This is a genomic window from Paraburkholderia sp. J12 (assembly GCF_905220215.1).
Taxonomy (GTDB): domain Bacteria; phylum Pseudomonadota; class Gammaproteobacteria; order Burkholderiales; family Burkholderiaceae; genus Paraburkholderia.
Window position 1 is genome coordinate 102,464 of the sequence record NZ_CAJMZC010000010.1, and the last position, 18,959, is coordinate 121,422.

Below are 18,959 nucleotides of genomic sequence, written 5' to 3' on the forward strand. Positions count from 1 at the left end.
GGACTGAGGGAAAGGTGCTATCTACGATAGATTGCCGAAGCCGTACTCGCTACAATCGATCATCCGAATTTCATTTGCAGGAGTCCGGCGATGATCGACCCAATGGCCGAAGTGGTCATGCTGCTGCAGCCGAGCGCGCGATTCTCCAAGCTCGTGCTGGGCGCGAGCCCCTGGCGTATCAGCCGCTCGGATGCCGGCGAGCCGTTCTACTGCGCGGTTCTCGAGGGCGGCTGCCGGATCGCGATCGACGGGCACGCGCCGCTCGAACTCTTGTCGGGCGACTTCGTGCTGATTCCCGCGGCCTACGGCGTCGCGATGTCGAGCCTCGAACTGCCGCCGCCAGATGTCGAGATGGCGGCCCCTGTGGCGCTCGGCAACGGCGAATACAGGATCGGGGCCGCGGACCGGCCCATCGACGTGCGGATGATGGCCGGGCATTGCAGTTTCGGCTCGCCCGATGCCTCCCTGCTGGTTTCGCTGCTGCCGCAAATCGTGCATGTGCGCGGCGAACAGCGGCTGGCGACACTCGTGCAACTCGTGCGGGAAGAGTCGCGCGAGCAGCGGCCCGCGCGCGAAGTGGTGCTTTCGCGTTTGCTGGAGGTGCTGCTCATCGAGGCGTTGCGTTCCGCGGCCGGCACCAGCGCTTCGCCGGGCCTCGTGCGCGGGCTTGCCGATGGGCGTCTTGCCGCCGCGATTCGCGGCATGCACGCGCATCCGGCGCATGCATGGACGGTTGCCGAACTCGCGAAAGAAGCGGCGCTTTCGCGCTCGACGTTCTTCGAGCGCTTCAACCGCGCGGTCGGCATCGCGCCGATGGAATATCTGCTCGCGTGGCGCATGGCGCTCGCGAAGGACCTGCTTCGCCGCAACGCAGGACGGATCGCGGAGATTGCGGAGCGCGTGGGCTACAGCTCGGCGAGCACCTTTAGCGTGGCGTTTGCGCGGCACGTGGGCCGGCCGCCTGCCCGGTACGCACGCGAAGCATTGCGGTGAGGGCGCGGCTGTTGCAAGACGCTTGGCGGCGGCCGTGCCTGGCAGTATATTGCTCCGGGGCGATTGCCGTTTCCGTTCCTTGAAGCAATAAGATCGGTTGCCACCGTTAAAGATGTTTAGATATCGAAAAGAACAATGAACCTACAAGCGAATATCCCGAACAAGCCGCGCTTTGCCATTATTGTCGTCGTTGTCTTTTTTGTTTTCATCCTGGCAACAGGATGCTTCGTGACTGTCGGTCCCGGTCAGCGGGGCGTGCTCATGACCTGGGGCGCGGTTCAGTCCGGCGTCCTGGATCCCGGGCTGCACCTCAAGATTCCGCTGGCGCAGTCGGTCGCCAAAATGGACGTTCAGGTGCAGAACTCGCAGGCCGCGGAAACGGCGGCCAGTCTCGATCTGCAGGACGTGACCACCACGGTCGCCACGAACTGGCATATCCTGCCGCCCGATGCGGAATGGGTTTATCAGCACATCGGCAACGAGGTGGCGCTCGTGGACAAGATCATCAAGCCCGCCATCAGCAATTCGGTGAAGGCCGTGACGGCACTCTACAACGCCGAGGATCTCATCACGCGCCGCGAGCGGGTGCGCGGGGAGATCGAGGCGCAGATCACCGCCGAACTCAAGCCTTATCGGCTCGTGGTCGATTCGGTCAACATCACCGACTTTCATTTCAGCAGCCAGTTCGCGCAGGCGATCGAGCAAAAGCAGGTCGCCCAGCAGCGAGCGCAACAGGCTCAATACGAACTCCAGCAGGCCAAGGTGGTGGCCGAGCAGAAGGTGGTGGAAGCGCAGGCACAGGCCGAAGCGCAGAAGCTGCTGCAACAGACCATCACGCCCGAGATCATTCAGCAGCAGGCCGTGGCGAAATGGGACGGACATCTGCCGCAAGTGGTGGGCAACAATGGCGTCTTGCCGTTTCTCGGCAATCTCGGGGCCGGCAAGCAGGATTGACCAGGCCGCACGGTGGCAGGATCGTATCGGGGCCGCCAGGTGACCGGCGGCGCGAGTGATCGCCCGCGTGCCGGACATCGCACGCAATTGCGCTTCTCGGACGTATTGCCGCTGCGCTCCAGGTGTCGCCCGACTGCCTGGGCGCTATCTGGTCAAGCTCGGAAAAGCGATCGAAGCATCAGAATAGCGGACAGCAGCGCAATGAGGCCGAGCCGATTGCAAACGGCAAGCCTCATTCCCGACTACATGCCGTTATAAAAGACCTTGAGCCGCCATCGCCAGCAGCAGCCGTTCAGCGCCAATGCCGAAGCCCGCACCCTCACGATAAGCCCCGCCTCCGACCACCTGTTGTTGCGCGCCCAGTTCGGTGCAACGTATTTCGAACCCCTGACCATTCAGGTAGTAGCTGAGTCCTCTGCGAACCGCGTCGTTGACTTCATATTTCAGTCCGAGCGAATCGAAAAAGCCGATGGCGATCTCCAGGCTTCGCCGCGAAGCTTGCTCCGGCGCGGGACACAAATATTCGAAACCAAGCTGCGAAAACTCGCGATACCTCCCGGCCTGCGGGCGTTCGTATCGATAGCAGCGTGCCACGTAAAACAACCTGCGCTCCCGTTGCTGGCCCAGCAACTCGCCGCATCGCTCCTGAAAGAGCGCCGTTGCCTCCGGGATCAGGCAGCAGGGCCGGCCCTTCTTGTCGGCGAAGGCCCACATCTGGCCAATGATCTCGCTGCCGCCGGCCTTCTGGATGAACGTGTCCTGCGACCAGAGCGCGGGGACGATCGCTTCTTCGGCGCCCGCGTCAATGAAGATAACCCCGGAACCGGTTTTCCAGCGCGCGTATCCGGGCGGCTTCCGTGCCGACGATAAAACGGGTTCCGCGAATCATGCTCATGTGTGTCCTCTTGCGTTGAGAAAATAAAAAAGGCGCCTGAGGCGCCTGGGTCGTTTTGCATGGGAGCGGGGAAACGAATTCCCGTACTCTCAGCTATGGACGTAACGAACCACGGCGCAACGGAGGGCGACCGTGAGGATGGTGAAGCGGGTTCGGGACGTTACGGGGTTCCATGAGTTCGACATTAACACACAACAATTCAATCGGGCGCGGGCCGCGCGCTTCATTTCACGGTCTGCATGACCTCGAAGCCCTCGAACTCGGGATGGCCCAGATAAAGCGGCCGGTTCGTGCCGCCCGCGCTACGGTGCGCCGCGCGAAACGCATCCGAGCGGGTCCACGCTTCGAACGCCGCATGGTTGGCCCAGATGGTATGGCTCGCGTAGAGCACGTGATCGTCGCGCTGCGGGCCTTTGAGCAGATGAAATTCGACGAAGCCGGGCACTTCCTTGAGGTGCGTGTCGCGGTTGAGCCACACGTCCTCGAAGGCGGTTTCCGAGCCCAGCGCAACCTTGAAGCGATTCATGGCGATATAAATGCCGTGGTCCTTTCCTGTTTCGAAGAGACTCGACGCGCCTCTCGTTGCCGCGTCGATCGGACTTCGATTATAGGCAGATGGCATGTTCTCGCGTCGTGGCTGCCGCACACGCCGGCGCTGCGGCAGGCGCGCCGCTTAGCCGGCCACGGACTCCGCGGGCTCGGTGGGCTGCGCGGTTGCCGAAGTACCCGGAGAGGTCGCGATTTCCACGGGCACGCGGCGCGCGAGCGCGCACATGAGCTCGTAGCCGATGGTGCCCGAGGGCTCGGCCACTTCGTCCACCTTCACCTGATCGCCCCAGAGCTCGACTGGCGTGCCGACGCCGGCCGAGGGACAGGGCGTGAGATCGACCGTGAGCATATCCATCGAAACGCGGCCGACGATGCGCGTGCGCACGCCGCCCACGGCAACCGGCGTGCCGGTGGGCGCATGGCGCGGATAACCGTCGGCATAGCCGCAGGCCACGACGCCGATGCGCAGCGGCTGGTCGGCCTGGAACGTGCGGCCATAGCCGATGGTCTCCTGCGGCGCGATCGTCTGAACGCCGATGATGCGGCTCGAGAGCGTCATCGCGGCGCGCAGTCCGAAGCCTGCGATGTGGCGCGCCGCACCCGTGGGCGACGCGCCGTAGAGGATCGTGCCCGGCCGCACCCAGTCGCGGTGCGCGCGCGGATGCCACAGGACGCCGGCCGAATTCGACAGCGACTGCTCGCCGGGCATGTCCTGCGTGACGGCGTCGAACTGGTCGAGTTGCCAGTCGATGGTGCCGTCGTCGGCATTGGCGAAGTGACTCATGAGGCCCACCGAGCGCACAGCGGGCAGCGAGCGCGCGCGTTCCCACGCGTTCCGGTACGCATGCGGGCGGAAACCCAGCCGGTTCATGCCGGAGTTCATCTTGAGCATGATGTCGAGGGGCTGGCGCGGCTTTGCCGCGGCCAGCAGGTCCAACTGCTCTTCGCAATGCACGGAGAGGGTGAGCCGGTGGCTGTCCGCGAGCGCGAGATCGACGGGTTCGAAGATCCCTTCGAGCAGCAGGACAGGCTTCGTCCAGCCCAGTTCGCGCACGCGCACGGCCTCGTCGAGATCGAGCAGTGCGATACCGTCGCTTTCCGCGAGCGCGGGATAGATGCGCTCGATGCCATGACCGTAGGCGTTGGCCTTGACCACGGACCAGACGCGGGAGTTGGGCGCCATCTGCCGGATGAGACCGAGGTTATGGCGGATGGCTTCGGGATGGATGCGGGCGGTAATGGGACGCGGCATGGCGGTTCCTGATGCGGATCGATCGTGTGCCGTGCGCCCCGTGTGTTGGTTACTGGCGGCGCAGTCAGCTTCGGGTAGTGGTTTTCGCAATCATATTGATCTTCATCTAGTTATTTCTAATATATTTTTCAGAATTTTTGGATGAATCGACTGGCGTGAAAACGTCCAGGCTCAGCGGCCGGTTGCGGTCGTGAACACGGTGCGCACGTCGCTGCGCTCGTTCGACCAGTGTTCCGCGAGGGCCGAAAGCGGCACGGCCTGCGTGTCGATCCGCAGTCCGGCCGGTGCCGCAGCCTTGAATACGCCCTGCGCCGCGTCGAGCAGGCGGGCGAGCGTCACACTGCCGATGCCGCTGCCGAGCAGCGTGATCGGCGCGGCGCGCAAAACGGCGCTCGGCAGTGCGATTTCTCCGCCGCTGATCGAGCCGATCTGGACGAAGCGCACGGCCTGTGTTCCGGCGGTGGCCTTGGCGGCCGCGATCAACAACGCGCGTGCGCTCGCACCCCACAGGTAGTCGAGCACTACATCCACGCCTTGCGCAAAGACGGGTTCGAAGGTGCGAATCAGGCTGTCCTCGTCCTCGTGCAGGGCAATCGTGAGATCGGCGCCCAGCGCTTTCAACGCTTCGAGCGCGGCGGGGTTGCGTCCCGTGGCGATCACATGCTTTGCGCCCAGATGCTTCGCGATTTGCACGGCGAGCTTGCCTGAGGTGCCGGTGGCGCCGTTGACCAGTACCGTTTCGCCGGCCTCGAACTGCGCGCGCCCGTTGAGCGCGGCCCACGACGAAAGACCGGGAATGGCGATAGCGGCGGCGCTCACGTCGTCGAGCGTATCGGGCAGCGGCACGCACTGCGCTGCGGGAACGAGCGTCTGTTCGGCCATGGCGCCGAACGGTGCGCGAGAGCCGAAGAAATAAACACGCTGTCCATTGTCGAGGCGGCCCGTGCCGTCGACACCGGCGACGAACGGGAAGGTGCTGCTCGACGAATAGTGCTTGCCCGAAGCACGCGAACGTGCAACGACGCTCAGCGCGGACGCGCTCACGTCGACAATGTAGTGGCCTTCGAGCGGAGCGGGTTTCTCGAAGTCGGTGAAAGCGGGCAACTGGCCCGCGGCGGTAACGACGGCGGATTTCATGAGGATTCCTTTTGAATGAGATGCGCGATTTCAATGTGCTTCGACCCACGCACGCAGCGCCGGGTCGCGAATTTCGAGCACGTCGAAAAGACCGGTGGCGCGCAGCGCGGGCAGGATCGCGATGAGGTCGGCTTCGGCCTCGTCGCGTGCGTGCTCGCCTTCGGTGCGATCGACGAGGACGCGGGCGTTGGCGAGGAACGCGGCAACGGTGCCCTTGCGGATGGTCGTGCCGTTGCGTTCGACCTGGTTGAGGTGATCGGGAAGGATCTGTTCGGCTCGCATGGCGTGACTCCGGAAGTGAGGGGATGAGTGAAGTTTAGGCGTGCGCGAGCGGCCAGTCTCCGGTATAACAGCCATTCGATACGGAGATTTCGCCATGACTCCCACGCTGAACCGTCCGCTCATCCGTGCCGACCTCGTGATCTCGCAGGACGGCCCGTTTCTGGCCGCCGCCGAGTTGACGCAGAAGGAAGAGCGCGAGACCGCGCCGCACAGTCACGCGCGAGGGCAGTTGATGGGGGCGCTGAGCGGGCTGGTTTCGGTGGGCGTGGAGGCCCAGCACTGGGTCGTGCCGGCCATACACGCGATCTGGATTCCGCCGCATCGCTTGCATTCGGTGCGCTCGTATGGCCCGTTTTCGGGCTGGAGCGTGTTCGTTGCCGAGGCGCGCTGCGCGATGCTGCCGGACGAACCCCGCGCGATCCGCACCACGCCGCTGCTGCGCGAGGCCGTGCGGCGCGCCGCGACCTGGCCCGGCGCGGAACTCGACGCCGCGCAAACCCGTGTGGCCGAGGTGATCCTCGACGAACTGCGCGCATCGAAGGCGGAATCGCTGGGCCTGCCGCGCCCCGCCGATGCGCGCCTCGTGCGCATCGCCGACGCACTGGCGAGCGACCTTGCCGACAACCGCCGGCTGGAAGAGTGGGCGCAATGGGGCGGCGTGTCGCCGCGTACGCTCAGCCGCCGCTTCGTGGTGGAAACGGGGCTTTCGTTTGCGCAGTGGCGTCAGCAGGCGAGACTGATGCGTGCGCTCGAACGGGTGGCGGACGGTGTGCCGGTGACGAACATTGCACTTGAGCTCGGATACGAGAACGTGAGCGCGTTCATCGAGATGTTTCGCCGCGCCACCGGGACGACGCCTGGGCGCTATCTGGCCGACATGGGTTAGGGCGCGGCTTCGCTGCCGCGTAGAACGCTTGCGGTCCTATGCGCCGGCGCCGAGCATCGTGCCGCGACATCCGCCTGAGCCGCAGCGGCAGACATACAGCCGCCGGGTTTCGTCGGGCGTGCCGGGTTCGAGTTCCAGGGCGTAGTCGATGAACAGTTCTTCGCCGGCGCCGATATCGCAGACCGCGTCGATGAAGATGCGGCCGTCGATCTCGATGGTTTCGCAGTTCGCCGCGCAGGCGTGATTGAGCCAGCGGGCGCCATTGCCGCCGCGGCCGCCGTCGATCACGCGCCCGTCCGAGAGGCCGAACAGAAAAGTGTGCGCGCAGTCGCCGCGCGCCTGCCAGTGGCGCGCCGCTTCCCGCCAGGTGGTCAGCTTGCCGCGATATTCGAAGATGCGCTCGCCGGCGCGCAGCGCACGCAAGGCAAAAACGCCCCGGCCGTGAACGGGGGAGCGGTGTACGGTGACTCGTCTCATGATGGGTACGCGCATGTCGATTGCACGCAGTATAGGTGTGCAATATTCGCGTGAGTGTGACACTCGCGAGGCGTTTGTTTCAGACCATTGCGGATGCACTCTGGTGTGGCGACGGGACGCACATCGTTGGTGCATTCCGGAGCGGCAGGTGATGAGATTAGTCGCCCCAGCAAACCGTTCACGAAGGGATTGAAGCTGGAAAATTGATTCGTATAACTGATTATTAACGCCGGATTTAATCTCGGCGATAACTCAAAAGCAGAGGCCAGAAATGACGCGCGGCGCGCCGGTCCGGGACCGGGGCGCCGCGCAAGCACAACGGGTACAGCGAACGCTGCTTAGTGCTTGATGTCGTCCTGCTTCGGCTTCGGCGGCGATTGCACCTTCGCGTACTGGAAGGCCGGCGTGGCCTTCAGCGCTTCCTTAGTGGCGCCCGGCAGATAGAGATTGCCCTTGCGCACGTCGAGCGAAGCGATGGGCACGGCCACGTCATGTACGCCGACGCCGAGGAAGCCGCCCGCCGAGACGATGGCCGCCGACACCGAACCGTCCGGCGCGATGATCAGGTCGCGCACCACGCCGACCTTGATGTTGTCGTCGTTGTACACGGGCTTGCCGAGCACGCTCTTCTTCACGCTCCAGCCTTCGAGCAGGGCCTGCGACTGTTCGACCGTCACGCTCAGCGGCTGCGAGCCTGCGATCTGCGCGTAGGCGCTGCTGCTGCCGATAGCTGCGGCCATCACTGCTGCTGCCAACATCGTCTTGCGGAAGTCCATTTTGTTGTGCTCCTGTTAGAAAAGGACGGCGACTGCGAACCCGCATAGCGTGATGTACCGGGTTCGTGCAGCGGTCCGTCATCTTAGCGGGTTCCTGAAAAGACTGCGTTCAAAGTGCGCGACCCGCTTGCGGCGCGACCGCCTGATCGGATTCCTTACCATTCGCCCTGACCACTTTCGCCAGTCTCTGCACGAGCGGCTCGAACAGCGATTCCGACGTGTTGCCATACCCCAGCACGAGGCCATTGTCTTCGGGCCGCGGCCGCAACGCGAAGCGCGACAGCGGCGCAGGCGCCATGTCGTAGCGGCGCGCGGCGTTTGCGATGCGCTGGTCGTCGAATGCGGGAGGCAACCGCACGGTGAGGTGCATGCCGCTGTCGCCGCCCGTCACCGTATGGGGCACGTCCAGATGTCGCGCGAGCGCTGCCTGCAGCAGATCGCGCCGGCTGCGATAAAGCCGGCGCATGCGTCCCAGATGCCGGCCGAACTGCCCGCTCAGAATGAACTCGGCCAGCGCGAGCTGCTCGTGGCGATGGCCGCCGCGCAGGAGTTCGCCGAGGAGCGGCAGCGCCCGTGGCGCGAGCGCTTCGGGCAGCACGAGGAAACCGAGGCGCAGCGCGGGAAACAGCGTCTTGCTGAAGGTGCCGATATAGAGCACCGACGCATGCGGCACGAGGCCCTGCATCGCGCCGACGAGTTCGCCAGAGCGGCGGAATTCGCTGTCGTAGTCGTCTTCGATGATCCAGGCGCCGTGCGCACGCGCCTTGTCGATGAGATCGAGCCGGCGCGGTGCCGGCAACACCGCGCCCGTGGGGTACTGGTGCGAGGGCGTGGTGTAGATGAGGCGCGGCGTTTCTTTGGCCCAGGCATCGGCGCTCGCCCGCAGTCCGTCGGCGTCCACGCGTACCGGGACCACGTTCAGGTCGCCGCAGAGAAACGCCGTTTGCGCGCCGCGATAGCCAGGGTCTTCCACCCAGGCCGTATCGCCGGGGTTGGTGAGGAGCCGCACGCACAGCGCCAGCGCTTCCTGGGCGCCTTCGGTGATCACGACCTGTTCGGGTTCGGCACGCACGCCGCGCGCGACCGCCAGGTGATGCAGGATGGCCGCGCGCAACGCTTCTTCTCCCTGCGGCACGCCGTAGCCCATGGCGCTCGCACCGCCCGACGTGATGGCGCGATCGAGGCAGCGCTTCCACACGCCGAGCGGGAATCGGCCGAGCGCGGGCACGCCGGGACGAAAGGCAAGGGTGTCCGGGCCGCCCTGCCAGCTTTGGCGAATGCTCGCGCCGCGCGTCGCGATCACCGGCGCCGGCGTGCTGCGGCGTGCATGGCGGCCTTGCTTCGTTCGCGCCATCGCGGCGACGCGCGTGCCTTGCCGGCTCAGTTCGATATAACCCTCGGCGCTGAGCAGGTCGTAGGCCGCCGTCACGCTGTTGCGCGAGACGCCAATCGCCGCCGCCAGTGTGCGCGAACCCGGCAGGCGGCAGCCCGAGGGCAGCCGCCCGTCGAGAATGCCGCTGCGGATGCGTTGAAGCAGTTGCCGTTGCAGCGATTCGCCCTCGCGGTCCCGCACGAGCGGCGCTTCGAGCAGGAAATCCACCAGCGGGTCGGTTGCGTCGTCGGTCGGGTGCATGAGGGCGGAGCGTATTGCGCGCGGTTGAGGGCGAGGTGGAGCGCGGGGCAGTCGTGGCACCATCGAAATGCTGAAACGTGGATCCTCCATGAGAGCCACGCAGCGCGTAATCTAGCACACGGTCTCATCACATTTGCGGGAGAAGTCCTTGACTCAGCACCTCAACGAATTCGGGCAGCCCGTCGGTGAGTGCGTGCCCGGCTGGACGCCGCGCGCGAAGCCCGAACCCCTTACGCTCACCGGCAAGTGGTGCCGTCTGGAGCCGCTCGACGCCGCGCGTCACGCCGACGATCTCTTCGCGGCCTGGCGCAGCGGGCCCGACCAGCGCGGCTGGACCTACCTGGGCGTGGGACCGTTCGAGCGCGTGGAGGATTTCCGCGCGTACGCGGCGGCCGCCGCGCAAAGCACCGATCCGCGACACTACGCGGTGATCGACCTGGGGTCGGGCCGGGCCGTCGGTTCGCTTTCGCTGATGCGTCAGGATCCGGCCAACGGCGTGATCGAAGTGGGGCACGTGGTGTTTTCGCCGCTGCTCAAGCAGACGCGTCTTTCGACCGAGGCGCAGTATCTGCTGATGGCCTACGTCTTCGATACGCTCGGCTATCGGCGCTACGAATGGAAATGCGACAGTCTGAACGGGCCGTCGCGCACGACCGCCGGGCGGCTTGGTTTCACCTTCGAGGGGATTTTCCGCCAGGCGATCGTCTACAAGGGGCGTAACCGCGATACGGCGTGGTTCTCGATTCTCGACAGCGAATGGCCGCTCAACCAGCGTGCTTTCGGCGCATGGCTCGCGGACTCGAACTTCGACGACGAAGGGCGGCAGCGGATTTCGCTTGCCGATCTGCGGGCGCGCGAAAAGGCCGCGGCTTGAAGACGCAAAAGAGGACGCAAAACAGCGCACAAAAAAGATGAGCGACGCCATCGAAATCCGCGCAGCGGCGCCCGCCGACGAGGCCGGCTGGCGCTGCCTCTGGGCTGGCTACAACGCGTTCTACGAAGAGACCGTGGCGCCCGGGGTCACGGACCACACGTGGCGGCGCATCGTGGACCCCGCTTCGCCGCTGATTGGCCGCGTGGCGGTGCGCGCGGGCCATTGCGTGGGGTTTAGCGCGAGTGTCCTGCACGAAGGCACCTGGGTGCTCTCGCCCGTCTGCTATCTGGAGGATTTGTTCGTCGATCCGGATTGTCGCGGGCAGGGCATCGGCCGCGCCCTGATCGAGGATCTCGTGGACCTCGCGAAAGCGCGCGGCTGGTCGCGGCTCTACTGGCATACGCGCGCCGGCAATCCGGCGCGCAAGCTTTACGACGAATTTGCCGAAGCCGACGACTTCGTGCGTTACCGTCTTTCGTTCTGAGCGGTCGCGGCGGCTTTTGCGCCGGTCTTGGCGCCGGTTTTTCAAGCGCCGATCAGCTTCAACCCCGCCGGCAGCGATTCGCCGAAAATGCGTCCGGTGTCGGCGTTGTCGAGCGCCACCACTTCGCGCACCATGGCGAGCCACGCGGCCGGCGCATTGGCCGCCGCGAGTTTGCGCAGGACGGCTTCCCGTGCCGCGTCCGGCAGGTCGCGCGAGCGATCGCCGGTCATGCGGGCGATCTGCACGGCGGCGAACATCGCGGGCTCGACCTTGCGCCAGTTCTGCGCGAGCAGCTTGTCGAGCCAGCGCACCGCCACGTCGGGCGGCACCACGCCATGCGCGCTGCCATAGAACGGCAGGCGCGCGCCCATGCGCCCCACGGCCCACCAGCTCTGCGGGTTTTCCGACGACGCTTCGAGCCGTCCGATGAGCTTCTCCGCGATCTCGATCTTGCGAGCGACGGCGATATGCTCGAGCGATGCGTAGAGCCGGATCATGTCGGCGTGGCCGAGCTTCGCCGGATCGAAGGGCAGCTTGTTGCGCTTCGATACCGCTGCCGCTTCGAGCCAGTCCATCGCGGCCAGCACCTGCTGCTGATCCGCTTCGGAAAGGCCGCCGGCCGTGCGGCGCCAGAGGGTCCACCATTCCGACCAGACCTGGCTGTCGTTGACGTGCTGGATGCCGTCGTCGAAGAGCGTCCAGAGTTGCTCCACGCGCCATTCGTCGAGCGGGTAGCCGAAGCCCGGGCGCACGCACCAGCCCGCGAGATTCAGCCACAGGCGCTCGTGATCGGCCGAGCGCCGGCGCCGTCCCGCCCGCTCCCAGAGCGCGCCGAAGAGCGCGCGCAGCAGCGCGCCGTCCCAGCTTTCGCGCGGGCCCAAGTATTGTTCGAGCTGCGTGCGCAGGCGTTTCACGTCCTTCGCGTCGCCTTTGGCCGAGGGCGGTCCGAACACGCGGTCGATCAGGGCAACCGCCGCGTCGAGCGAGGGGTGGCGCGTTGCCTCGTCCGCTTCGCCGTTGTCGTTCGTGTTGCCCATCGCCCCTTGGGGATCGTCGCGCCGAAGCTGGAATTCCAGCAGCCAGCGCTGCGACGGGTCGTCCGTTGCGATGCAGTGCACTTCGAGCGTGCCGAGTTCCGAGAGCGAGGTCATGAGCCTGACTTCGCGCTCGCGTGCGCCGTCCGCGCGATCTTGCGGCACGACGGTCGCAAGCGGCGGCAGGCGCACGAAATCGGCGGAGGACACATCGGCCAGTTCGCCTGGGCGCCATGTCGTGTCGGCTACCGTGGAGACGAGGTGGAACTGCACCGGCGCTCCGAGGCGCAGCGCGAACACGCGCTCGTCGAGATGAACTTCGTGGGCTTCTTCGGTGCCGCGCGGCAGCAGGCAGATGCCGCGCGGTGCCTCGTCCGCCGCAGGGTCGAGCACGAGAAAGTAGCTGCGCGGAGAGCCCCCGCCGATGCGCGGCGCCTCGCCCGCACGCGCGAGTGCGTAGGCCACCGCGCCGCGTGCGACGGCAATATCGGGCTGATCGTTGTTGAGCACCTTGAGCGGCTGGCCGCGCCAGGCGCCCAGCGTCTGCGCGAGCCGCGAGGCGAGCGCGCGGGCGCGGAACACGCCGCCGTTCAGCAGCAGCGTGTCCGGCACGGGCAGCGCTTGTGTATTGTCCGGTGCGTCGTCCAACGCTTCGCGCGACTGTGCGGCGAAGCGGGCGAGAAAGGCCGCTACGTGGCGCGTAACGGCCGGATCGGCCGCATAAGGCAGCCCGAATTCGACGAGGGCCGCCCGCGCGCGGCGCGGCAGGTCGCTCGCCTCGCCCTGCGGGAAGAAGCCGTCCACCACTACCTGCTCGACTTCTTCGCGCGCGAGATGCGTGGTCCGCGCGCCGCCGATCAGGCGCGAACCCGCGCCGAGCAGCGTGATCGGCACGCTGGCGGGCGCCGCTTCGTCGAGTAGCTGCTCTTTGGCGGCCCGGCATCGTTCCACGAGTTGCGAAAGGCTCGCGGCCGAAAGCCGTGCTTCGCCGGCTTGTGAGCCGGCAAGCCGCGACTCGGCAAGATGCGCGAGCGCGAGATCCATGTTGTCGCCGCCGAGCATCAGGTGGTTGCCCACGCCGATGCGCGTGAGACGCGGCTCGCCATGTTCCTGCTCCACCTTGACGAGCGTGAGGTCGGTCGTGCCGCCGCCCACGTCGCAGACGAGCACCAGCCGTGTGCCGGCCAGTTCGGCGTCGAGCGTCGCGCGATGGTGGTACAGCCAGTCGTAGAGCGCGGCCTGCGGTTCTTCGAGCAGGCGCAGCGCCGGCAGGCCGGCCAGCCGCGCGGCCTCCAGCGTGAGCGCGCGTGCACCGTCGTCGAAGGAGGCGGGCACGGTGAGCACCACGTCCTGGGTTTCGAGCGGAGCCTGCGGAAAGCGCCGGTTCCATGCGGCGCGCACGTGCGCGAGGTAGCTCGCGCTCGCGGTCACGGGCGAGACGCGGGCGACGTCGTCCGCGGCGCCCCAGGGCAGGATCGGCGCGAGGCGGTCCACGGCCGTGTGCGAGAGCCAGCTCTTCGCACTGCTGACGAGTCTGCCCGGCACCTGCGCGCCCAGCATGCGCGCAAAGCGGCCGATGACGGGAGCCGGTGCGCCGGAGGGTTCGTCAGGACTCCAAGGCAATTTCACGCTTTCGGGCGCGAGCTCGCCCGCCGCCGGGTGATAGCGGGCGGAAGGCAGGAGCGGTGCCGCGCCCACCTCGCCGGGGCCGGTGAGCTGATCGACGTCGAAGACGCGGATCGTCTTGCCGCCGGCCTCGACGTAGGCCACGACCGTGTTGCTCGTCCCGAGGTCGATGCCGACGACGTACTGCTTCATCGGCGTCAGGCGTTGCCGCGCACGTCGAATTCGACTTTCCAGCGCTCGTCGCTGCCGGTCGGGATCGCTTCGAGTTCCAGCGTGCCCGCTTCGGTCACGCGCGCGTGCAGGCGCACCGGAACGACGTCGCCGGGCGTGCGGCCCGCGGTGGGCAGCGTGGCCTGGATTTCCTCCAGCTCCTGGAGTTCCTCGGGCGACCAGTAGTCGAGCATCGTGCCCACCTGATCCTGGCGGCGCACCGATGAGCCGAAGAAACGGAAATGCACCGGTTCGCCCACCACGAGGCCGAACTCCTGCGGCGGCAGTGCCGCGTCGGTGCCTTCTTCCATGCCGAAGGGCGCGACGCACAGCGCGGAGACGGGCGGTTCGAGCCCGGGCACGGCCGGCATGGCCGATTCGATCGCCACGTAATACGCGCGTGCCGTGCCGCCGCGAATGCGCACGCCCCGGCCGCGCTTCACGTAGCCGTAATAGGCTGCGCCGCGTGCCACGGCGAGGTCGAGATCGGCGCCGCCGAGGAGTCGGGCGGGAGCCGCGCCGTCTGCCGCGAGCCAGCCGTTGAGCGTGTCGAGCACGCGATTGGCGAGCAGTTCGGACTTGAACACGCCGCCGTTGAAGAGCACGGCGGTGGGATGCAGGAAGCTCGCTCCTTCAGTGGCCGCGGTCACCGAGGCCGGCAGGCCCGCCAGATCCGCGAGCGCGCCCAGCTGCTTGCCGAGGAACGCAGCCAGATGGCGCGTGATGCCCGCGTCCTGTGCGTACGGCAGGCCCAATTGCGTGAGACCCACGCGTGCGCGGCTCACGGGCCGCGCCGACGCTTCCACGAGCGGGAAGAAACCTTCGAGGATCGTCTGCGTGAGTTCGGTGCGCGTGAGCTCCGTGCGGATCGAGCCGCCGATCAGCTTCGAACCGCGGCTCGGCACGACGAGCGGCACCGTGTCGGCGGCCGGGTCGTTCAGTAGCGTTTCCTTGGCGGCGCGGCACGCATAGGTGAGCGCACGCAACTGCCACGGATCGGCCTGCGTGCCCTGCGCGGCCAGCTTGCGCGCGACCCCGTGCGCGAGCGCGAGGTCCATGTTGTCGCCGCCGAGCAGGATGTGGTCGCCCACGGCCACGCGATGCAGTTCGAGATTGCCTTCGCGTTCGATCACGGCGATCAGCGAGAGGTCGGTCGTGCCGCCGCCCACGTCGACGACGAGAATGATGTCGCCGACCTTCACGTCCTTGCGCCAGGCGCCGCCGCTCTTCTGGATCCAGCTATAGAGCGCAGCCTGCGGCTCTTCCAGCAGGGTCATGCGCGTGTAGCCCGCGGCCTGGGCGGCTTCGGCCGTCAATTCGCGTGCGGCCGGATCGAACGAGGCCGGGATCGTGACGGTCACGTCCTGTTCGGCGAAGGGCGCTTCCGGATGCGCGTGGTCCCAAGCCTCGCGCAGATGCGTGAGATACCGCACCGAGCTTTCGAGCGGCGAGACGCGCACCACTTCGGGCGGCGCGTCGTTCGGCAGGATGCCGGCGCGGCGATCCACGCCTGGGTGGCAGAGCCAGCTTTTCGCGCTCGAAACGAGACGAATGGGCGTGCCCGCACCGCGGCTGCGCGCGAGCTCGCCTACGGCGTAGTCGCGGCTCGCCGTCCACGGCAGCGTGAGGTCGCCGGGCGTGAGTTCGCCCGGGTGCGGCAGGTACAGGAACGAGGGCAGCAGATTCGGCGTTTCCAGTGTGCCCGGCGCCGTGAGCTGCGCGATGGGCAGTACGCCCTGGTTCGTTTTCTCGCCGTCGCTTGTGGCGAGATCGACGTAAGACAGCGCCGAGTGGGTCGTGCCGAGGTCGATGCCGATGGAAAAACGCGGCTCGCTCATAGCTCCACCTCGGCCGGGGCGATCACGGTGACGTCGTGGGTCTTGATGAGCCTGGGCAGCTTCACGTCGGTGACGCGCCAGCCGCGATGGGCGATGCTGCCCGAGAAGGGCGCTGCGCCCACCACGTTGCCGGTGAGGCGCACAGCCGTGGCGTCGAAGCCTTCGGGCAGCGTGATGCGGCTGCCTTCGGATTCGTCGCGTACGGGGCGGATCGTGAAGTGCTCGCGCAGCGTCGTGCGGCAGCCATCGTGGACGAGGCGCGCGGCGGCGCCGATGTCGGCGTCCGAATAACCGGCGATGTCCTCTTCGACGAAATCGACGAAGCGGGCGTTGCGCTGGAGGAGACCCAGCAGTTGCAGGGCGGAGTCCGGGCTGGCGGCTTCGATGGCGGGCACCGGCGCCGGGGCCGGGGCAACCGGCGCGGTGACGGGGGCTGCGGCGACGGGCGCGGCCTCGCCGTTACGCAGACGCTGCACGTTCGCGGCGAGCTTGCCGTCGCCGAGCATGGCAAAGAAGGATCCGACGGCAACGGCAAGCCGGCCGGCGAAAGACAGATTCGGTTCGGTCATGAAACACTGCTCCTCGAGGCTCGCGTGTACGGCGAGCGGGCCTGGGCCGGCTCCGTGGACGATGCGGGGCCGGCATGGAAGGGACGCGCCCGATGCGGGCGCGAAAACCGCTATTTTGCCTTGTTGTGACGGCGAGCCGGGCAAATTGCGGTTTGGGGGACGGGTTTCGCCCGCTTAGCGACTGCTTTTAGACAGCGCTGGAGTTGCCGCAATCCGCTGGAAACCGGCTAGCGATCGCAGCCGGGTTGCGGTGCGCCATCGTCGAAAATCGCCTCGATGGCGCAACCGAATGCGCGAGCGATGGCAAAGGCAAGCGGCAGGCTCGGATCGTAGCGTTCGTTCTCGATGGCGTTGACCGTCTGTCGCGAGACGCCCAGCAGGTTGCCCAGTTCGGTCTGGGACCAGCCGCGCTCGGTGCGCAGGCGCCGGACTTCGTTTTTCATCGGTAGCGCCGGCTGCAGGCAATCGAACTGACGATCCAGAGCGCGCCCATGACCGGCCAGACCATCACCCAGGACAGGCGCGGATAGCCCGCGTTTTCCAGGAACCCGTAGCCGAACGTGAAGAGCGCGGTGCCGGCAAAGGCGATGGAGAGCGATTCGAGTTCGATGCGGCGCTGCAATTCGTCGAGGCGCCGCACGCGCCGGACGATCACCCAGCATACGGCCACGGCGGGAGCGAGGGGCGCGACGGCGATCAGGGTACGCAACGCGTCCGATGCGATATCGCCAGCCCGAAGCAGCCACAGCGACCCCATCAGGATCACGCAGTAGGCGGCAATCGCAGCCGTCATTTCCTTGCGGTACCGGTTCATCGCACGCTCCTTTCATTCCGCTTGTGATGGCGAGCATTGTGCCGATGGCGGGGCGATATGTAAAGCGTCCTTTACATGTTTCCTGCATGCGATGAAGGGCTACCGGCCGTTTGCCGCCACCGGCTTCACGGCTGACCTGGCCGCCGGTGCTTCGTCGATGCGCCGGAAAATCAGCGCGGAGAGCAGCGTAATCACGCCGACGCACGCGAAGCTCGCGCGGAAACCGAGCGCAACCGTTCCCCACTGATCGGCGAAGAGCGTGACCAGCGCGCCGCCAATCGACACGCCGAGGCCCATCGCGAGCATCTGCACCATCGAAAAGAGGCTGTTGCCGCTGCCGGCATCTTCGTGCGAAAGGTCCTTGAGCGTGATGCTGTTCATGGCGGCGAACTGCATCGAGTTGGCCGCGCCGAAGATGGCCAGCACGGCGATCTGCACGGCGAGCGGCGTGCCGCGCGAAATCAGTGCGAACGCAACGATCGAGCTGCCGACGATCAGCGTGTTGACGAGCAGGAACGTGTCGTAGCCGTAGCGGCGGATGAGCGGCGCGATCCAGCGCTTGGCGACGGTGCCGGCGAGCGCGGCGGGCAGCATCATCAGCCCCGAATGCAGCGGCGTATAGCCGAGTTCGAGCTGCATGAGTAGCGGCACGAGAAAGGGCACGGCGCTCGAACCGATCCGGCACACGAGATTGCCGATCAGCCCCACGCTGAAATTCGGCTCGCTGAAGAGCGCGAGCTTGAAGAGCGGATTTCGGCGCCGCCGCGCATACGGTACATAAGCGAGCGCGGTGGCGACGCCCAGCGCGAAGAGCGCGGTGGACCACGCGGCACGATGCGTTGGCATCGGCACGTCGACCGCGAGCGAGAACGCAATCATGCACAGCGAGAGCAGCGCACAGCCGGCCACGTCGAACGGCGGCGCGGCGCTGCTCGTGGTGCGCGGCAAATAGCGCTGCACCGCGAACAACCCCACTGCGCCAATCGGCACGTTGATGAGGAAGATCCAGTGCCAGGAAATGGCTTCGACGAACCAGCCGCCCAGCGTCGGCCCGACGATCGGGCCCACCTGACCGGCCACCGAGATCATCGCGAGCGCCGAAACGTATTGTTCGCCGCTCACGCTGCGCAGCACGGCGAGCCGCCCGATAGGCAGCAGCATCGATCCGCCCACGCCTTGCAGCACGCGTGCGAGCACCAGCTGCCCGAGCGTGTGGGCGCCCGCGCAGCAGAGCGAGCCGAGCACGAAAATCAGGATCGCCGCGAAATAGACGCGGCGGGTGCCGAAGCGGTCGGCGAGCCAGCCGGAGGCGGGCGTCAGCATGGCCATCGTGAGCGTGTAGGCCACGATCACCGGCTGCATCACAAGGGGCTTGACGCCCAGGCTGTGGGCGATGGAGGGCAGTGCGGTGTTGACGATCGTGGTGTCGAGCGCCTGCATGAAAAAGCCTGCGGCGACGATCCACAGCAATGCGGTCTGGCTGGAATCCTTGCTCATCTGAATAGGTGGGGTCGCCGCCGCCCGCAAGGGACAAGGGTTTGCGGCGCTTGTTGCGCGCGCAGGAGGCGAACGTTGGCGCAACCTTCTGGGACTCGATCATCTTAGGAGCATTCCCACCAATCGGGAACCCCACTGGGATCGTTGACTGTCATCGGCGTTGCCGATAACAATGCGGC

At 66.6% G+C, this 18,959-nt stretch carries 19 protein-coding genes; 5 read left to right on the top strand and 14 right to left on the bottom strand.

Annotation, left to right across the window (positions count from 1 at the left end; genetic code table 11):
• Positions 1 to 90 precede the first annotated feature (90 nt).
• Together U5760_RS20905 and U5760_RS20910 are read left to right on the top strand one after the other, a co-directional pair.
• The gene (locus tag U5760_RS20905; RefSeq protein ID WP_322014198.1) at positions 91 to 993 is read left to right on the top strand and encodes an AraC family transcriptional regulator; all 903 of its coding nucleotides are present in this window, start codon (positions 91 to 93) and stop codon (positions 991 to 993) included.
• Between the two features lie 228 nt (positions 994 to 1,221).
• The gene (locus tag U5760_RS20910; RefSeq protein WP_322014199.1) at positions 1,222 to 1,947 is read left to right on the top strand and encodes a prohibitin family protein; all 726 of its coding nucleotides are present in this window, start codon (positions 1,222 to 1,224) and stop codon (positions 1,945 to 1,947) included.
• Positions 1,948 to 2,199: 252 nt separating this feature from the next.
• Here the strand turns inward: U5760_RS20910 and U5760_RS20915 are convergent, their stop codons facing one another.
• The 5 genes from U5760_RS20915 to U5760_RS20935 form a co-directional block, all read right to left on the bottom strand.
• Complete coding sequence (locus U5760_RS20915; RefSeq protein ID WP_322014367.1) at positions 2,200 to 2,760, bottom strand: ATP phosphoribosyltransferase regulatory subunit; 561 nt, start codon at positions 2,758 to 2,760, stop codon at positions 2,200 to 2,202.
• 305 nt (positions 2,761 to 3,065) lie between these two features.
• Positions 3,066 to 3,380, bottom strand: coding sequence for an antibiotic biosynthesis monooxygenase (locus U5760_RS20920; protein ID WP_322014368.1), 315 nt, complete (start codon positions 3,378 to 3,380; stop codon positions 3,066 to 3,068).
• 135 nt (positions 3,381 to 3,515) lie between these two features.
• On the bottom strand, positions 3,516 to 4,643 hold the full coding sequence (gene alr / locus U5760_RS20925) for an alanine racemase (RefSeq protein ID WP_322014200.1): 1,128 nt from the start codon (positions 4,641 to 4,643) through the stop codon (positions 3,516 to 3,518).
• Positions 4,644 to 4,814: 171 nt separating this feature from the next.
• Positions 4,815 to 5,780, bottom strand: coding sequence for a zinc-binding alcohol dehydrogenase family protein (locus U5760_RS20930; RefSeq protein WP_322014201.1), 966 nt, complete (start codon positions 5,778 to 5,780; stop codon positions 4,815 to 4,817).
• Between the two features lie 30 nt (positions 5,781 to 5,810).
• Positions 5,811 to 6,062 carry a hypothetical protein gene (locus U5760_RS20935; protein ID WP_322014202.1) on the bottom strand — a complete coding sequence of 84 codons (252 nt, stop codon included), beginning with the start codon at positions 6,060 to 6,062 and terminating at the stop codon, positions 5,811 to 5,813.
• 94 nt (positions 6,063 to 6,156) lie between these two features.
• Between U5760_RS20935 and U5760_RS20940 the strand changes: the two genes are divergently transcribed.
• Positions 6,157 to 6,948 (top strand): AraC family transcriptional regulator, encoded by a 792-nt coding sequence (locus U5760_RS20940; RefSeq protein WP_415914143.1) that lies wholly within the window; start codon positions 6,157 to 6,159, stop codon positions 6,946 to 6,948.
• Between the two features lie 36 nt (positions 6,949 to 6,984).
• On the opposite strand, the gene U5760_RS20945 is transcribed toward U5760_RS20940, so the two are convergent.
• The 3 genes from U5760_RS20945 to U5760_RS20955 all read right to left on the bottom strand — a co-directional run bounded on the left by U5760_RS20945 (position 6,985) and on the right by U5760_RS20955 (position 9,834).
• Positions 6,985 to 7,425 carry an SET domain-containing protein gene (locus tag U5760_RS20945; RefSeq protein WP_322014203.1) on the bottom strand — a complete coding sequence of 147 codons (441 nt, stop codon included), beginning with the start codon at positions 7,423 to 7,425 and terminating at the stop codon, positions 6,985 to 6,987.
• A 338-nt stretch (positions 7,426 to 7,763) separates the two neighbouring features.
• Entirely contained in the window at positions 7,764 to 8,201 is a 438-nt protein-coding gene (locus tag U5760_RS20950; protein ID WP_322014204.1) for a PRC-barrel domain-containing protein, read from the bottom strand.
• A gap of 109 nt (positions 8,202 to 8,310) precedes the next feature.
• Positions 8,311 to 9,834 carry a PLP-dependent aminotransferase family protein gene (locus U5760_RS20955; RefSeq protein ID WP_322014205.1) on the bottom strand — a complete coding sequence of 508 codons (1,524 nt, stop codon included), beginning with the start codon at positions 9,832 to 9,834 and terminating at the stop codon, positions 8,311 to 8,313.
• A gap of 148 nt (positions 9,835 to 9,982) precedes the next feature.
• On the opposite strand from U5760_RS20955, the gene U5760_RS20960 reads away from it, so the two are divergent.
• Entirely contained in the window at positions 9,983 to 10,708 is a 726-nt protein-coding gene (locus U5760_RS20960; protein ID WP_322014206.1) for a GNAT family protein, read from the top strand.
• Positions 10,709 to 10,745: 37 nt separating this feature from the next.
• On the top strand, positions 10,746 to 11,192 hold the full coding sequence (locus tag U5760_RS20965; protein ID WP_322014207.1) for a GNAT family N-acetyltransferase: 447 nt from the start codon (positions 10,746 to 10,748) through the stop codon (positions 11,190 to 11,192).
• A 41-nt stretch (positions 11,193 to 11,233) separates the two neighbouring features.
• Here the strand turns inward: U5760_RS20965 and U5760_RS20970 are convergent, their stop codons facing one another.
• The 6 genes from U5760_RS20970 to mdtD form a co-directional block, all read right to left on the bottom strand.
• The gene (locus U5760_RS20970) at positions 11,234 to 14,044 is read right to left on the bottom strand and encodes an Hsp70 family protein (protein WP_322014208.1); all 2,811 of its coding nucleotides are present in this window, start codon (positions 14,042 to 14,044) and stop codon (positions 11,234 to 11,236) included.
• A gap of 5 nt (positions 14,045 to 14,049) precedes the next feature.
• Positions 14,050 to 15,900 (bottom strand): Hsp70 family protein, encoded by a 1,851-nt coding sequence (locus U5760_RS20975; RefSeq protein ID WP_322014209.1) that lies wholly within the window; start codon positions 15,898 to 15,900, stop codon positions 14,050 to 14,052.
• Positions 15,897 to 16,469, bottom strand: a complete 573-nt coding sequence (locus U5760_RS20980) for a DUF2760 domain-containing protein (RefSeq protein ID WP_322014210.1) — start codon at positions 16,467 to 16,469, stop codon at positions 15,897 to 15,899. Before U5760_RS20980 ends, U5760_RS20975 begins: the two co-directional genes overlap by 4 nt.
• Before the next feature lie 227 nt (positions 16,470 to 16,696).
• Positions 16,697 to 16,912: a helix-turn-helix transcriptional regulator gene (locus tag U5760_RS20985; protein ID WP_322014211.1), complete on the bottom strand. Its 216-nt coding sequence runs from the start codon at positions 16,910 to 16,912 to the stop codon at positions 16,697 to 16,699.
• On the bottom strand, positions 16,909 to 17,283 hold the full coding sequence (locus U5760_RS20990) for a hypothetical protein (RefSeq protein WP_322014212.1): 375 nt from the start codon (positions 17,281 to 17,283) through the stop codon (positions 16,909 to 16,911). Before U5760_RS20990 ends, U5760_RS20985 begins: the two co-directional genes overlap by 4 nt.
• A 99-nt stretch (positions 17,284 to 17,382) precedes the next feature.
• A complete protein-coding gene (gene mdtD / locus U5760_RS20995; protein ID WP_415914144.1) occupies positions 17,383 to 18,780 on the bottom strand; it encodes a multidrug transporter subunit MdtD in 1,398 nt (465 codons plus the stop codon).
• Positions 18,781 to 18,959: the final 179 nt, after the last annotated feature.

Excerpts from the sequence above, each read along its gene's own strand:
- U5760_RS20965 (WP_322014207.1), top strand. The coding sequence starts at position 10,746 with ATGAGCGACGCCATCGAAATCCGCGCAGCGGCGCCCGCCGACGAGGCC.
- U5760_RS20950 (WP_322014204.1), bottom strand. The coding sequence starts at position 8,201 with ATGGACTTCCGCAAGACGATGTTGGCAGCAGCAGTGATGGCCGCAGCT.
- U5760_RS20945 (WP_322014203.1), bottom strand. The coding sequence starts at position 7,425 with ATGAGACGAGTCACCGTACACCGCTCCCCCGTTCACGGCCGGGGCGTT.
- U5760_RS20975 (WP_322014209.1), bottom strand. The coding sequence starts at position 15,900 with ATGAGCGAGCCGCGTTTTTCCATCGGCATCGACCTCGGCACGACCCAC.
- U5760_RS20955 (WP_322014205.1), bottom strand. The coding sequence starts at position 9,834 with ATGCACCCGACCGACGACGCAACCGACCCGCTGGTGGATTTCCTGCTC.
- U5760_RS20990 (WP_322014212.1), bottom strand. The coding sequence starts at position 17,283 with ATGAACCGGTACCGCAAGGAAATGACGGCTGCGATTGCCGCCTACTGC.
- U5760_RS20985 (WP_322014211.1), bottom strand. The coding sequence starts at position 16,912 with ATGAAAAACGAAGTCCGGCGCCTGCGCACCGAGCGCGGCTGGTCCCAG.
- mdtD (WP_415914144.1), bottom strand. The coding sequence starts at position 18,780 with ATGAGCAAGGATTCCAGCCAGACCGCATTGCTGTGGATCGTCGCCGCA.
- U5760_RS20935 (WP_322014202.1), bottom strand. The coding sequence starts at position 6,062 with ATGCGAGCCGAACAGATCCTTCCCGATCACCTCAACCAGGTCGAACGC.
- U5760_RS20980 (WP_322014210.1), bottom strand. The coding sequence starts at position 16,469 with ATGACCGAACCGAATCTGTCTTTCGCCGGCCGGCTTGCCGTTGCCGTC.
- U5760_RS20940 (WP_415914143.1), top strand. The coding sequence starts at position 6,157 with ATGACTCCCACGCTGAACCGTCCGCTCATCCGTGCCGACCTCGTGATC.
- U5760_RS20930 (WP_322014201.1), bottom strand. The coding sequence starts at position 5,780 with ATGAAATCCGCCGTCGTTACCGCCGCGGGCCAGTTGCCCGCTTTCACC.
- U5760_RS20970 (WP_322014208.1), bottom strand. The coding sequence starts at position 14,044 with ATGAAGCAGTACGTCGTCGGCATCGACCTCGGGACGAGCAACACGGTC.
- alr (WP_322014200.1), bottom strand. The coding sequence starts at position 4,643 with ATGCCGCGTCCCATTACCGCCCGCATCCATCCCGAAGCCATCCGCCAT.
- U5760_RS20905 (WP_322014198.1), top strand. The coding sequence starts at position 91 with ATGATCGACCCAATGGCCGAAGTGGTCATGCTGCTGCAGCCGAGCGCG.